Raw genomic sequence first — 12,817 nt, 5'->3', positions numbered from 1 at the left:
GCATACCCTCACTCAATGCGTAACGATAATTCACCCTCGCCAAAGGTCTGAATCACAAAACAAAATAGTAATAACAATGAGCAGGATGTAGACCTCAGGCGAAACCACTATCCCGTAAAGTTACGTATAATTTGCCAGGAATCATCTTAAAGTAAAGTAAATCTTAGGTTATGTGAGAGTGCTAAAAACAATTAAACCGCGTGGGGTATATCGTGGGGGGTATTACGCCAGTTTCACTTTAGGATTATCCTCAAGATGTCCATGAGGTCGTCAGGGAATAGTATTTCGGGGTAACTCGCTCACAATATCCGCTAACAGATTGAATATCTCGCTAAATAAACGTTCGGAGAAAGGAGCAATAAGCGGCATCATTGCCATCATGAGCAACATGCCAACGCTTAAGGTAATGGGAAAGCCGATCACAAACACGGACAGCTGGGGGGCCATTCTGTTGAGCAAACCTAACGCAAGGTTAGCTGTGAGCAGCAAGGTAATAATGGGCAACGCCAGCATCAGTCCATTCAGGAAAATCATGCCAGCCGCACGCGTCAGTGCCATAAACGCATTACTGTTGATAGGATCGCCGCCGACAGGCAGCGTGTGAAAGGTGTCCACCAGCATCGAAATGAGCCATAAATGGCCGTTAAAGGTCATGAACAGCAGTAACACCAGCATATCTACCAGTCGCGCCAGAACCGGCATGTTGAGGTGGTTAGTGGGGTCGACAAAGGTGGCGAAGGAGAGGCCCATCGACAAGCCGATCAACTCCCCAGCGGTACGAATGGCGGCAAAAGCGAACTGCATCGTAAAGCCCAGCGCAATGCCGATCAGCATTTGCTGGAAGATCATCCAGACGGCACTTGCGGAAAAGATAGTGGTGTTATTGACAGGCAGCGTCGGGGCGACAATAAACGTAATCATCAGGCCCAGACCCACTTTCACCCGCCTCGGGATACTCCGCTCGCTCAGAATAGGGGCGGTCATAATTAACGCCATGATGCGAACGAATGGCCAGAAATACATACTGAGCCAGGCAAGCCACTGATCGCTGGAAACCTGCAACATTGCCGCTTACCCGATGATGTACGGCAGGTTAGTAAACAGGGAGCGCATGTAATCCAGCAGCAGGTTCAGCATCCACGGGCCGGCAACGATGATCGCCACGAATACCGCGATGATTTTTGGAATGAATGACAGCGTCATTTCGTTAATCTGGGTCGCAGCCTGCAGGATACTGATGATAAGACCGGTCACCAGCGCGATAAGCAGGAGCGGGGCAGCGAGGGCAAGCGCCACTTTCATGGCCTCGGTGCCCATCATCATGACTGATTCGGGTGTCATTCTTTACTCCTAACTGTAAAAGCTCTGGGCCAGTGAACCGACCAGCAGTTGCCATCCGTCCACCAGCACAAACAGCATCAGCTTAAAGGGCAACGCAATGGTGGCCGGAGGCACCATCATCATCCCGAGCGCCATCAGCACGCTGGCGATAACCAGATCAATAATCAGAAACGGAATAAAAATGGTAAAGCCAATCTGAAACGCCGTCTTCAGTTCGCTGGTCACATAGGCGGGGAGCAGTATCCGCATCGGCACGGCTTCAGGGCCCTGAATTGGCGGGCTGTTTGCCAGACGGGCAAAGAGCGCAAGGTCAGCTTCGCGGGTCTGGCGCATCATAAATTCACGCAGCGGCTGTGCCCCGCGCTCCAGTGCCACATCCACCGAAATCTTGCTCTCAGTGAAAGGCTGATAGGCCTCGGTATAAATTTTATCGATGACCGGAGACATAATAAAAAAGGTCAGAAACAGCGCCAGTCCGAGCAATACCTGGTTTGGCGGCGCAGAAGGCGTACCCAGCGCATTTCGCAGCAGGCCAAAGACGATAATGATGCGAGTGAAACTGGTCATCATCAGCAAAATGGCGGGCAGGAAGGTCAGGGAGGTGATAAAAACCAGCGTCTGCACCGGTAAAGACCAGGTCTGGCCTCCGCCTGCGAGGGGTTGGCTGACGAGTCCGGGAAGCTGGGCAAAAGCGGCAGGGGCGACCAGGCCTAAGCCGGCCAGCGCGAAAGGTAACAAACGGCGCATCAGGATCTCCCGGAACGCTTAAGCAAATTCTTCATCACGGACTGAAAGTCCGGGGTCTTCTCGTTCACCTTCTCAGGTTCGACAGGTGCAGGAGGCAGTTTATGAAGCAGATTGATTTGCCCGGCCGTGACCCCCAGTACCAGTCGCGCATCATCGACATCGACGATGACCACTCGCTCGCGCGGGCCAACGGAGGTACTGGCGCTGATTTTCAACCCGCGAGCGCCTGCGTTTTTACCCGCAAAGCCGGTGCGTTTGGCAATCCAGGCCGCAGCGAGTATCAGGGCAATAATCAGCACCAGTGCGCCACTGACTTGCAGCAGTGGCGAACCGGGTACGGCAGACGGTTGTGTCACCGTGGCCTGGGTTTTCATATCGGGACTTAGCGGCTCAGACGGCGCATACGTTCGGTCGGGGTGATGATATCGGTAATACGAACACCGTATTTATCTGCCACCACCACAACCTCACCCTGCGCGATAAGGTAACCGTTGATCAAAATATCCAGAGGCTCACCGGCCAGACCGTCCAGGGCGACCACTGACCCCTGCGTCAGACGCAGCAGCTCTTTAATGGTCATCCGGGTGCGGCCCAGTTCGACAGTCAGTTTGACCGGGATATCCATAATCAGATCGATATCCTGAAGACTGCCGCTGACATCACCACCGCCCAGTTGCTGGAACACGGCATCTACAGGGCTTTTGTTGCCGCTGGTGGTGGTTTTTTGTTCGTTTAACGCGTCAGCCCACAGATCGTCCATTGCATTGTTGTTGTCATCGGACGGATTGTTCATATCACTCATTTGGGCTGTTCCTCATTCAGCGAATTCAAAATCGGGTTTATCAAATGCTCGACACGCAAGGCGTACTGACCGTTAAGCGTGCCGTACTGGCTGGTGAGTACAGGCACTCCGTCCACATGCGCAATGATGCGATCGGGTTTATCGATCGGCAGGACATCACCGGGTTTGAGCTTAAGTATCTGCGACAGTCGCAGTGATATATCAGCAAAATTAGCAATCAGCTCCAGTTCGGAGTGCTGCACCTGGCGAACCAGGTTATCACGCCAGTTCTGATCTTCAGAACGGGAGTTCTCCAGCGGCGGGTTCACCAGCACTTCGCGCAACGGTTCGATCATGCTAAAAGGCAAACAAATATTAAATTCACCGGTCAGGTTGCCAATTTCCACATGGAACGGCGTGTTGACAACAATATCGTTAGGGGAGGTGGTGATATTGGTAAATTTCACCTGCATCTCTGAACGAACGTACTCAACATCCAGCGGGTGAATCGCTTTCCATGCGTCACTGTAGCCTTCCAGCGCCAGCTTCAGCATACGGTTAATGACGCGCTGCTCAGTGTGGGTGAACTCACGACCTTCCACTTTCGTCGGAAAACGTCCGTCACCACCAAACAGGTTATCCACGGCAATAAACACAAGGCTTGGAGAGAAGACAAAGAGTCCGGTCCCGCGCAACGGTTTGAGATGGATAAGGTTAAGGTTAGTGGGTACGGGTAAGTTACGCGCAAACTCATGGTACGGCTGAATGCGAATGGCACCGACGGTAATATCCGGGCTACGACGCAACAGGTTGAACAGCCCCATACGGAACTGACGCGCGAAACGTTCGTTGATGATCTCCAGCGCCTGCAGTCGCTCACGAACGACACGACGCTGGGTATTAGGGTCATAGGGGCGAATATCCGTGTCGCCACCTACACCCGGTTTCGGATCATCACTCTTATCGCTGTCTCCATTGAGCAGCGCATCGATTTCGGCCTGAGAAAGAATGCTATCGCCCATGTCTTTACCGCAAAATGAAAGCTGTATAAAGCACGTCAGTGACTTCCTGTTTCGGCTGTCCTGGCACTAACGGTGCTGCGAGCGCTTCTTTAATCGAGGCGGAAAGTTTTTCTTTCCCCTCATTGGTTGCTAGCTGTGACGCATCCTGACGGGAGAAGAGCAGCAGCAAACGGCTGCGAACTTCCGGCAGATACTCACTCAGCCTTGCGCGCGTCAGGTCATCTTTCAGACGCAGCGTGATACCGATGTACAACACACGATCCGCATCGCCCAGATTGACCGTAAAAGTATCCAGAGCGAAAAAGACCGGTGCCGGGGGCGGTGGTGGCGCTTCGGCTTCTGCTTTGGCATCCGAATCCGGGTGCTGTTGCATGCGCCAGTAGCTATAGCCCGCCGTGGCACATGCAGCAAGGGTGATTAACACCAACAGCGGGATCCAGATTGAACGCTTACGTTTTTTGGTTATAGCGGTGTCAGTCATCTGATACATGCTTCCTGTTAGGTACTGCTGATAGGCTGATTATCCCGTGTCCTGTTCGCGTCAAAGGGTGGAAAAGACGGGGATAATCATGCTACCTCTGGCGTTTAGGCAAAGATATCAACCGCACTGTTACCACGAGCCGCAGATTGCAGGCTTGCCGGAGTAATCAGCGGCTCATCATCTTCAGTGGCAAAAGGCGTGCTGCGGCCTGACCGGGATGACTGTTGTTGATCGGAGAAAGCGTGCTGCTGACCCGCAAAGCTTTCGCTGCTGATATTACTCTGGCCCAACTGGATCCCGCTTTCCGCCAGAGAGGTGCGCAGGGTGGGCAGGGCCGCTTCCAGCGCCTGGCGCACATGGCTATGCTGTGACACCATCTGCAACTGCGCCATATTGTTATCATCAATTTTAAGCGAGATTTGAATTTTGCCCAACTCTTCCGGGTGCAGATGCAGTTCGGCGTTTTGCTGCCCCTGACGGGTGAAGAGGGTCACATGCTGGCTCAATGTCTGTTGCCATTCATTGCTGCCAAGCGGTGCGCTGAGTACCGCGGCCGACACCGGGGCGCTGGCCTGGGCTGATGATGCCTGGCTGATGACCGGCGCAAGGCTGGTGGTTGTGTTCACCGTCTGGCTGGCACTATCCGCCTCTTTCTTTACCGCCAGAGCAGCGGCCGACTGGAATGCATCATCCAGAGAGGAGAAGGTTTGCTGCGTTTGTGCACCCTCTGCTTTTGACTGGGTCGCAAGTCCGGAGAGATCGCTGTTTTTACCGGTCAGAGAGGAGGCATTAGGGGTGCCGGAGGCCGCCACTGTGGCGCTCACGGAGGCGTCAGTGGTCTGGACTTTCGGCGTCAGCTGGGCCGTTTGCTGATGAGGCAACATCGCCATCAATGCACTCAGGCCGGACATCTCTTCGTCACTTAATGTGGTTTTCGTGTCATCGCTGCTCTTGCTGTTTTTGGTCAGCGCAGCAAGGACATCACTCTTCGCGGTCGGCGAGAGACCCGACAACAAATGCTGCATCTGGACGGATTCATCGGCTGACAGCGACGCTGCGTCTGATGTCTCGCGGGCCAGCAATGCAGCCAGCTTTTGCGCCGGTGTGCCGGTGTTATCAGCAACAAGCGCACGCAGATTCTTCGCAGATTTTCCTCCCGCATTTTGCAGGTCCGTCAGTGAAAGCGTCGCACCGGCATCTTCACCGGCCGCGTTTACACCGCCGAGCGCTCCGGCAAGCAGGGCAAGAAAATCCTGGGCTGCGTCGCCGCCTGCTTTCCCGCTAAGGCTTCCTGCGGTTGCATCCCCATCTGTTGTAAGCATTGTTTGCAGGGTGATCATTCAAATTTCCTCTGGGATGCGCGCTGGGCAAATTCATCCATTTTCTTTTGATCGAGTCGGTTTTCCGCCTGAAGAAGGGCGGCTGCCTGTCTGTCCTGCAACGTCTGCCAGGCCTGAAGGCGTTGCTTTTTCTCTCGCCAGCAGTCCAGGGCGCTGTCCACTTTCTGGGACCACTGCGCTAACTGCTGACGGTGTTGTTCGATGGCTTTTTCCAGCGTCAGAATAAATTGCTGATAGTTTTGCCAGCGCTGAGCATCAATCCCGTGACTCATGTCGGTATTGAGGTTATTACGGTACTCATGCTGATAATCCATCAGCATACGCAGCTGCTCTTCCGCTTGCTGACAACCGCGGCGCATTTCTCCAAGCTTCAGTGCCGCGTCTTCTACTTCTTTTTCTGCCAGATCCTTTAGCGTCGTTAACGCGCTATTTTGCGTCATGATCGTCGCTCTCCAGGTGGATTAGACCGTCGGGAAGATAAGTTCAAGGGACTGAACAGAATCTTCCCATCCTGCACGTTCAAAAATACCTTGCTGCAAAAACGCTTCCAGTTGGGGCCACAGTGCGATGGCTTTATCCAGCATCGGATCGCTGCCGCGCGCATAGGCACCTACGCTTACCAGGTCGCGGTTGCGCTGGAAACTTGATAACAACTGCTTGAAATTTCTGACCCGCGCGTAATGTTTTTCCGTAATCAGCGCGGTCATGGCACGGCTGATGGACGCCTCAATGTCGATAGCCGGATAGTGACCCGCTTCGGCAAGACGGCGTGACAAGACGATATGTCCATCAAGGATGGCGCGCGCGGAGTCGGCAATCGGATCCTGCTGGTCATCACCTTCGGTCAGAACGGTGTAAAACGCCGTTACCGAGCCGCCACCGCTGACGCCATTGCCCGCACGTTCAACGAGGGCTGGCAGTTTGGCGAATACCGACGGCGGATAGCCTTTGGTTGCAGGCGGTTCACCGATGGCGAGCGCGATTTCACGCTGGGCCATGGCGTAACGGGTCAGGGAGTCCATAATCAGCAAGACGTGCTGACCGCGATCGCGAAAATCCTCGGCGATGCGCGTAGCGTAGGCCGCGCCCTGCATACGTAATAAAGGAGAGACATCCGCAGGGGCGGCAATGACGACCGAACGTGCACGGCCTTCAGCCCCCAGGATGTTCTCAATGAAATCTTTTACTTCACGTCCACGCTCACCAATCAGCCCGACGACAATTACGTCAGCTTCGGTGTAACGCGCCATCATGCCGAGCAGCACGCTTTTACCGACCCCGGAACCCGCAAACAGGCCCATACGCTGACCACGGCCAACGGTCAGCAGCGCATTGATAGCGCGCACGCCGGTATCAAGCACGTGTTCGATAGCCGTACGCTGGAGCGGGTTTACCGGCTGGGTGATAAGCGCGCCGGTTTCAGTGGTGTCCGGGGAGGGGAGGCCATCAAGCGGTTTACCCGCACCGTCAAGCACACGGCCAAGCAGAGCGGGGCCGAGAGGCAGTTGTTTGCCGCTGTGCAGACCATCCGCAGAGGCGCTGCGGGCATAAACGCGTGCGCCAGGTAAAATACCTTCCACCTCTTCAAGCGGCATCAGGAAGAGACGCTGACCGTTAAAGCCGACAACTTCGCTTTCGACTTCCGTCATTTCACCTTTGTCATGACGCTCAATAATGCAGGTTGCACCCAGCGGCAACTGCAGGCCTGTCGCTTCCAGCACCAGACCGGTCGCACGGGTCAGGCGACCATAACGACGCACGGAGGGCAGTTGCGCCATCCGGGCTTCAAAGGTATCCAGCGTATTCAGCCAACGGTTCAGACGTGTGGTCATTACACCACTCCTGGTGCTGCCAGGCGGCACAGTTCCTGCCAGCGTGTCGCCACGCTCGCATCAAGGTCACCTTCATCGGCAGAGACTTTGCAGCCGCCCGGATGAAGCGTCGGATCGCCGCGTAACCGCCAGCCGTGCAGGCTCAGGGTTGCGCCAAGCATCTCTTCCACCCGCTGCAAATCATCCGGATGGACGCGCAGCTGCGGTTTGCCACTAAATAGCGGCTCCTGCTGGAGCAGCAGTTGGATCTGTTTAATCAGTGCCGTGTTGTCAACGCAGGGCGTCTGACCAATCACCTGACGGGCGGCTTCAAGCGCCATCTGCATCAGACGAGAGGCGATAACGCTGTCGAGCGCATCAAGCGTGTACTGGAATTCGCTGACCAGTTGCTGCATACGGGCATGCAGGGGGGCCTGCTGTTGACGCGCCTGGTTGACGCCATTTTCCAGTCCCTGTGCAAGACCTTCCTGGTAACCTTGTTCCTGGCCTTTCTGGCGACCTTCCGCCAGACCGGCGTTATAACCCGCTTCGTGCGCCTGCATCTGGATCTGTGCAAGCTGCTGCTGACGTTTCTCCTCCGCAGAGAGTTCGTCTTCAGCGTGCTCTTCTACCGCATCGCCCTCTTCGACAAACGCGGGGGCGAAAGCAGGCACGGGGATAGCCAGATCCTCGGGTTTCCAGATTTTCCACGGCAAATCATTAGACATAGGTATCCTCGCCGCTGCCAATTACCATCTCGCCGGTTTCTGCCAGACGACGAACAATAAGCAGGATAGCTTTCTGTTCGTTCTCCACCTGAGACAGACGCACCGGACCACGGTTGGCCAGATCGTCGCGCAGGATGTCTGCCGCACGCTGCGACATGTTGCGCAGGAACTTGTCGCGCAACGGTGGCTCGGCACCTTTCAGTGCAACCAGCAGGGATTCGGAATCCACTTCCTGGAGCAGACGCTGAATGCTGCGATCGTCCACATCCACCAGGTTTTCGAACAGGAACATCTCGTCGATAATTTTTTGCGCCAGCTCGCCGTCGAATTCGCGCACCGCGGTAATGACCGCCTCTTCCTGCTGCGTTTTCATCAGGTTGATAATTTCTGCCGCTGTTCTTACGCCGCCCATTTTGCTGCGCTTGAGGTTCTGACCGTCGAGCAGGTTGTTCAGCACTTCGGTCAGTTCAGCCAGTGCCGCAGGCTGAACGCCGCCGAAGGTGGCGATACGCAGCATTACGTCATGACGCAGACGCTCATCAAACAGGGCAAGAATGTCGGCCGCCTGACCACGTTTGAGGTGGACGAGAATGGTGGCGATAATCTGCGGGTGCTCGTCGCGAATAACATCGGCGGCACTCTGCGGCTCCATAAAGTTGAGCGTCTCGATCCCGCTGGTGGTGTCGCGGGTTTCGAGAATATCTTCCAGCAGGCTGGCCGCACGCTCTTCGCCGAGCGCTTTAACCAGCACGGAGCGCAGGTAGTCGTTGGCGTTGATATTGAGTGCGGCAAACTGTTCTGCCTCGCTCTCAAACTCCTGCAGAACATCCATCAATTGCTTGTTGGAAATCTGCTTGACGCTGGCCATGGCGGTACTGAGATGCTGTACTTCCCGTTGCGAGAGGTGTTTGAACACCTCTGCCGCGCGGTCCTCGCCGATGGTCATCAACAGGATGACGCTTTTATCCGTCCCGCTAAGAGGGGCTGCATTATTGCTCATTTTCGGTACTCATCCACTGGCGAATGACCAGCGCCACAACGCGCGGATCGTTATCAGACATTTCACGAATGCGCTGGCTCATGACTTCCGCCGACATGCGCTGATTGCTGCGGCGTTGCTGGAGCTGCTCATCTTTACTCAGGCGTACTTCAACGGACTCTTCAATTTCAGCACGTGCACGTTGCTCTTCCTGAATCGCTTTCGCCTCTTCCTGACGACGAACCAGCTGTGGACGTACTGCTTTACGCCACAACAACCAGGCAACGATAAGCACCAGCAGCCAACGGCCCGCAGCCAGCATCTGATCGATAAACGCCTGCTGTTGCCAGAACGGTAGCTGACCACCCACATCCTCGGTGGTGTTGAACGGTGAGTTAACCACGTTCAGGGTATCGCCACGTTTTTCTGAATAGCCCATCGCTTCACGGGTCAGATTTTCAATCTGCTTAATCTGATCGGCCGTCAGCGCTTCGGTCTTGCCATCTGCCAGGGTGCGATAGTTCACCACCACGGCAACGGAGAGGCGCTGAATGTCGCCGACATTCATCTTAGTGTGACGAATGGTGCGATCGACTTCATAGTTAGCCGTTTCATTACGCGTGGTATTGCGTGGCCCGGCAGCATTGGTGGTTGATGTCGTCTGCTGCTGACCATTCTGCTGCCCATTCTGTTGCTGATTAGCCGGTGGCGTCGTAATAGGTGCCGTATTGGGCGGTGCAGGCTGGTTAGAGAGGGCACCCGGAACGCCGCCCGGATACTGTCCACCAATCTGTTCGCTTTCATTGGTCTGGCGCGAACGCAGCACCGCCCGAGAGGCATCGCCGTTTGGCTGATACTGCTCTTCGGTCTGTTCTTTGTTGTCGAAATCGATTTGCGCTGTGACCTGCGCATGAATATTACCGTTGCCCACAATCGGACCCAGGATGGATTCAATGCGGCGCTGAACGCGTCCTTCGACATCCGCAGCATATTTAAGCTGGGCGTCATTGAGATCGCGGCCTGCCGTGTTCGACTGGGTCAGCAGGCGACCTGCCTGATCGACAACGGTGACATTGCCCGGTGGCAGACCCGCCACCGCGCTGGAGACGAGATGAACCACGGCGCTAATCTGGCCTTCATCCATCGCACGACCCGGTTCGAGATTGACCGTGACGGAGGCAGACGGGGATTTTTGTTCGCGCACGAACAGCGACGGCTTAGGCATAGCGAGGTGGACGCGCGCGCCTTTCACCGGACCGAGGGTTTCAATGGTCCGTGCCAGTTCACCTTCCAGTGCACGCTGGTAGTTCACCTGTTCGCTGAACTGGCTGATACCAAATTTTTCCTGGTCGAGCAGCTCAAACCCTACCGCTCCACCTTTTGGTAATCCCTGCTGCGCAAGGCGCAGACGCAGTTCATGCACTTTATCGGCAGGCACTTCTAACGCACCGCCGTTCTCAGCGAAGCGGTAGGGGATATTCATCTGGGTCAGTTGGGTGACGATAGCCCCCCCGTCCTGGTCGGACAGGTTGCTATACAGCGTGCGGTAATCCGGGCTTTTTGCCCATAGCACCATCGCCACAACGATGGCAACGGCGGCAGCGCCCGCTACCATTAATGGAATTTTGGGGTTGGCACGTAAGCGGTTCATCCACTCCAGAGATTTATTCTGTGGTGCAGTCGCTGAAGTCGCACTCATTGTGCACCTCTTAACTCAGGGTGGATGTTGTTATTTGAGTAGTGAAGCAAAACAGACTCCCGGGTCGGCAAACTCGACATTTGACCATTAACATGGCAGTGCCATTATTTGATGATTCGGAATTTTCTATGCTTCAAATAACCTGGTTTTTTATCGTTATTTACCGCCATTATCGCATTGACAAACTGGTAGTCTTGTCCAGGTATCAAACCATCCGGGGAAAATCCATGGCAGTACAGGGTATTGAAAGCGTTGTCAGTCAGCTGCAGGCGACGGCAGGAATCGCGAAAAATCAAAGCGTTGACAACGCCGACAGCGTGCAAAACGTCAGTTTTGCCGGGCAATTGCATGCCGCGCTGGATCGGATCAGCGACACGCAAAACGCTGCGCGCACTCAGGCTGAAAAATTCACCCTCGGTGAGCCGGGCGTTGCGTTAAATGACGTGATGACCGATCTGCAAAAATCATCCATTTCGCTGCAAATGGGCATCCAGGTGCGCAACAAGTTGGTGTCTGCGTATCAGGAAGTGATGAACATGCAAGTTTAATAGAGTTAAGTTACTGTATTTAAATGCGTTTACTGGTTCGATCCAACTGCATGGGGCATGGGTGGGGCAAAACTTGATAATTTCTGGTTAAGAATTGCGATCTGATCCAGATTGTTATCAGCCATCCATCTGCCATAAACTTTGTAAACCATCTGAGCATCCGCATGCCCCATTTGGTTTGCTATAAAGTTCGGGTTAGCTCCCGCAGACAACGACCAGCATGCATAGGTGTGCCTGGACTGATAAGCATTGCGGTGCCTCAGTCCAGCCCTTTTTAAGGCCTCCCTCCATACCTGGTTTATTGAGCTAACCGAGTAGTGATTCCCAGAGCGACCGTTTAACGCACTAATCTTCGGATTAAAGACAAATGTGCATTGATGCATTACCGACCGTCCGTACTCCCTCGTTTTCACCTCTACCTCCTGCGTAGCCCCAAGCCTTGTCATCTCAGCCTGGTTTCTCAGCACCCGTATTGCAGCGTCTACCAGATAAACCTTCCTGTCCGTCCCGGCCTCAGTTTTGGGAAACGTAAACTCATTCGTGAGAGTGTGGTTGCGCGAAACCGTAATGGTTCCCTGCACCAGGTCGATGTCTTCCCATGCAAGAGAAACAAGCTCACCGTGCCGCAATCCGGTATAAACCGCAAGTGACCACATGTTTTTCACCTGCTGATGCCTGAAAGCATCAATCAGCCGGGTAAACTCATCAGTTGTCAGCGGGTCAGGTTCAGGCCGTGACTTCTTGAGCGGTGCCATGCCATTGAACGGGCTTTCCTTTATATACCCACCATCAATCGCAAACTGAAACAGCCCATACACCACGCCCATGTAATTGTTTACAGTAGGCACTGAGCGACCTTTTACCGGCGTGGTATGACCCTTCTTCAGTATCTGATATCCGGTCAACAGTTCCCGGCGTATGTTCATCATGTCTTCCTTGGTGAACGATGAAACCATGCGAGATGGACCCAGCCTCGGTAGCATGTTCCTCATCACTGAGCGGTATCGACCGTGAGCATTGGAGCATATTTCTACCTTCTTCAGCTCCAGCCACCGTGCCGAAAGCTCTGAAACCGTAATCTGCCTTTCTGCAACGCCGAACCTGGACAGGTTAGGGGAGTTGGGAAATTGCGCCGCATAATTGAATCTGCCGGTTTTAATTTCGAAGCTTATCGACGCCCGGAGTTCTCCAGCCATCTTTCTGTTCTTTGGGGTGTCGGCTACTCCCAGATTCTCTCTTACCCTCCGTCCTTCATAAATGAACCATATGCGAAGTGATCCGCCGTGGTTTTCAACGCCTGTTGGGTATGACTTACTCATACAACCCTCCTGACGCCCAAG

15 protein-coding genes are annotated in these 12,817 nt (G+C 54.5%); 1 reads left to right on the top strand and 14 read right to left on the bottom strand.

The window, feature by feature from the left end:
* Positions 1 to 270: 270 nt before the first annotated feature.
* From fliR to fliF, 13 genes are all read right to left on the bottom strand, one after another.
* Positions 271 to 1,065: a flagellar biosynthetic protein FliR gene (gene fliR, locus M1D91_RS14350; protein ID WP_437432725.1), complete on the bottom strand. Its 795-nt coding sequence runs from the start codon at positions 1,063 to 1,065 to the stop codon at positions 271 to 273.
* Between the two features lie 6 nt (positions 1,066 to 1,071).
* Positions 1,072 to 1,341 (bottom strand): flagellar biosynthesis protein FliQ, encoded by a 270-nt coding sequence (gene fliQ, locus M1D91_RS14345; RefSeq protein ID WP_437432724.1) that lies wholly within the window; start codon positions 1,339 to 1,341, stop codon positions 1,072 to 1,074.
* A gap of 9 nt (positions 1,342 to 1,350) precedes the next feature.
* The gene (gene fliP, locus M1D91_RS14340) at positions 1,351 to 2,088 is read right to left on the bottom strand and encodes a flagellar type III secretion system pore protein FliP (RefSeq protein ID WP_437432723.1); all 738 of its coding nucleotides are present in this window, start codon (positions 2,086 to 2,088) and stop codon (positions 1,351 to 1,353) included.
* Positions 2,088 to 2,462 carry a flagellar biosynthetic protein FliO gene (gene fliO / locus M1D91_RS14335; RefSeq protein WP_437432722.1) on the bottom strand — a complete coding sequence of 125 codons (375 nt, stop codon included), beginning with the start codon at positions 2,460 to 2,462 and terminating at the stop codon, positions 2,088 to 2,090. The genes fliP and fliO overlap by 1 nt, the downstream gene beginning before the upstream one ends.
* 8 nt (positions 2,463 to 2,470) lie before the next feature.
* On the bottom strand, positions 2,471 to 2,890 hold the full coding sequence (gene fliN, locus M1D91_RS14330; protein WP_437432721.1) for a flagellar motor switch protein FliN: 420 nt from the start codon (positions 2,888 to 2,890) through the stop codon (positions 2,471 to 2,473).
* Positions 2,887 to 3,891, bottom strand: a complete 1,005-nt coding sequence (gene fliM, locus M1D91_RS14325; RefSeq protein ID WP_437432720.1) for a flagellar motor switch protein FliM — start codon at positions 3,889 to 3,891, stop codon at positions 2,887 to 2,889. Before fliM ends, fliN begins: the two co-directional genes overlap by 4 nt.
* Positions 3,892 to 3,895: 4 nt before the next feature.
* Positions 3,896 to 4,372 carry a flagellar basal body-associated protein FliL gene (fliL, locus tag M1D91_RS14320; RefSeq protein ID WP_437432719.1) on the bottom strand — a complete coding sequence of 159 codons (477 nt, stop codon included), beginning with the start codon at positions 4,370 to 4,372 and terminating at the stop codon, positions 3,896 to 3,898.
* A gap of 104 nt (positions 4,373 to 4,476) precedes the next feature.
* Positions 4,477 to 5,712, bottom strand: a complete 1,236-nt coding sequence (gene fliK / locus M1D91_RS14315) for a flagellar hook length control protein FliK (RefSeq protein WP_437432718.1) — start codon at positions 5,710 to 5,712, stop codon at positions 4,477 to 4,479.
* Positions 5,709 to 6,152, bottom strand: coding sequence for a flagellar export protein FliJ (gene fliJ, locus M1D91_RS14310; protein ID WP_437432717.1), 444 nt, complete (start codon positions 6,150 to 6,152; stop codon positions 5,709 to 5,711). Before fliJ ends, fliK begins: the two co-directional genes overlap by 4 nt.
* A 21-nt stretch (positions 6,153 to 6,173) precedes the next feature.
* Positions 6,174 to 7,544, bottom strand: a complete 1,371-nt coding sequence (fliI, locus tag M1D91_RS14305) for a flagellar protein export ATPase FliI (RefSeq protein ID WP_437432716.1) — start codon at positions 7,542 to 7,544, stop codon at positions 6,174 to 6,176.
* Positions 7,544 to 8,251 (bottom strand): flagellar assembly protein FliH, encoded by a 708-nt coding sequence (gene fliH, locus M1D91_RS14300; RefSeq protein ID WP_437432715.1) that lies wholly within the window; start codon positions 8,249 to 8,251, stop codon positions 7,544 to 7,546. Before fliH ends, fliI begins: the two co-directional genes overlap by 1 nt.
* Entirely contained in the window at positions 8,244 to 9,251 is a 1,008-nt protein-coding gene (gene fliG / locus M1D91_RS14295; protein ID WP_437432714.1) for a flagellar motor switch protein FliG, read from the bottom strand. The genes fliH and fliG overlap by 8 nt, the downstream gene beginning before the upstream one ends.
* Entirely contained in the window at positions 9,241 to 10,929 is a 1,689-nt protein-coding gene (gene fliF, locus M1D91_RS14290; protein ID WP_437432713.1) for a flagellar basal-body MS-ring/collar protein FliF, read from the bottom strand. Before fliF ends, fliG begins: the two co-directional genes overlap by 11 nt.
* A gap of 227 nt (positions 10,930 to 11,156) precedes the next feature.
* Between fliF and fliE the strand changes: the two genes are divergently transcribed.
* The gene (fliE, locus tag M1D91_RS14285; RefSeq protein WP_437432712.1) at positions 11,157 to 11,477 is read left to right on the top strand and encodes a flagellar hook-basal body complex protein FliE; all 321 of its coding nucleotides are present in this window, start codon (positions 11,157 to 11,159) and stop codon (positions 11,475 to 11,477) included.
* Positions 11,478 to 11,506: 29 nt separating this feature from the next.
* Here fliE and M1D91_RS14280 read toward each other — a convergent pair whose 3' ends face one another.
* Positions 11,507 to 12,796 carry a tyrosine-type recombinase/integrase gene (locus tag M1D91_RS14280; protein WP_437432711.1) on the bottom strand — a complete coding sequence of 430 codons (1,290 nt, stop codon included), beginning with the start codon at positions 12,794 to 12,796 and terminating at the stop codon, positions 11,507 to 11,509.
* Positions 12,797 to 12,817 lie beyond the last annotated feature (21 nt).

The sequence above is a fragment of the Enterobacter sp. SA197 genome (assembly GCF_054131575.1).
The sequence above is the reverse complement of the archived record's forward strand: the minus strand, read 5'-3'. Positions and strand labels throughout refer to the sequence as shown.

What these genes read in the sequence shown, in the direction of transcription:
- fliR (WP_437432725.1), bottom strand. Translation starts at nt 1,065, where the DNA reads ATGTTGCAGGTTTCCAGCGATCAGTGGCTTGCCTGGCTCAGTATGTAT.
- fliQ (WP_437432724.1), bottom strand. Translation starts at nt 1,341, where the DNA reads ATGACACCCGAATCAGTCATGATGATGGGCACCGAGGCCATGAAAGTG.
- fliP (WP_437432723.1), bottom strand. Translation starts at nt 2,088, where the DNA reads ATGCGCCGTTTGTTACCTTTCGCGCTGGCCGGCTTAGGCCTGGTCGCC.
- fliO (WP_437432722.1), bottom strand. Translation starts at nt 2,462, where the DNA reads ATGAAAACCCAGGCCACGGTGACACAACCGTCTGCCGTACCCGGTTCG.
- fliN (WP_437432721.1), bottom strand. Translation starts at nt 2,890, where the DNA reads ATGAGTGATATGAACAATCCGTCCGATGACAACAACAATGCAATGGAC.
- fliM (WP_437432720.1), bottom strand. Translation starts at nt 3,891, where the DNA reads ATGGGCGATAGCATTCTTTCTCAGGCCGAAATCGATGCGCTGCTCAAT.
- fliL (WP_437432719.1), bottom strand. Translation starts at nt 4,372, where the DNA reads ATGACTGACACCGCTATAACCAAAAAACGTAAGCGTTCAATCTGGATC.
- fliK (WP_437432718.1), bottom strand. Translation starts at nt 5,712, where the DNA reads ATGATCACCCTGCAAACAATGCTTACAACAGATGGGGATGCAACCGCA.
- fliJ (WP_437432717.1), bottom strand. Translation starts at nt 6,152, where the DNA reads ATGACGCAAAATAGCGCGTTAACGACGCTAAAGGATCTGGCAGAAAAA.
- fliI (WP_437432716.1), bottom strand. Translation starts at nt 7,544, where the DNA reads ATGACCACACGTCTGAACCGTTGGCTGAATACGCTGGATACCTTTGAA.
- fliH (WP_437432715.1), bottom strand. Translation starts at nt 8,251, where the DNA reads ATGTCTAATGATTTGCCGTGGAAAATCTGGAAACCCGAGGATCTGGCT.
- fliG (WP_437432714.1), bottom strand. Translation starts at nt 9,251, where the DNA reads ATGAGCAATAATGCAGCCCCTCTTAGCGGGACGGATAAAAGCGTCATC.
- fliF (WP_437432713.1), bottom strand. Translation starts at nt 10,929, where the DNA reads ATGAGTGCGACTTCAGCGACTGCACCACAGAATAAATCTCTGGAGTGG.
- fliE (WP_437432712.1), top strand. Translation starts at nt 11,157, where the DNA reads ATGGCAGTACAGGGTATTGAAAGCGTTGTCAGTCAGCTGCAGGCGACG.
- M1D91_RS14280 (WP_437432711.1), bottom strand. Translation starts at nt 12,796, where the DNA reads ATGAGTAAGTCATACCCAACAGGCGTTGAAAACCACGGCGGATCACTT.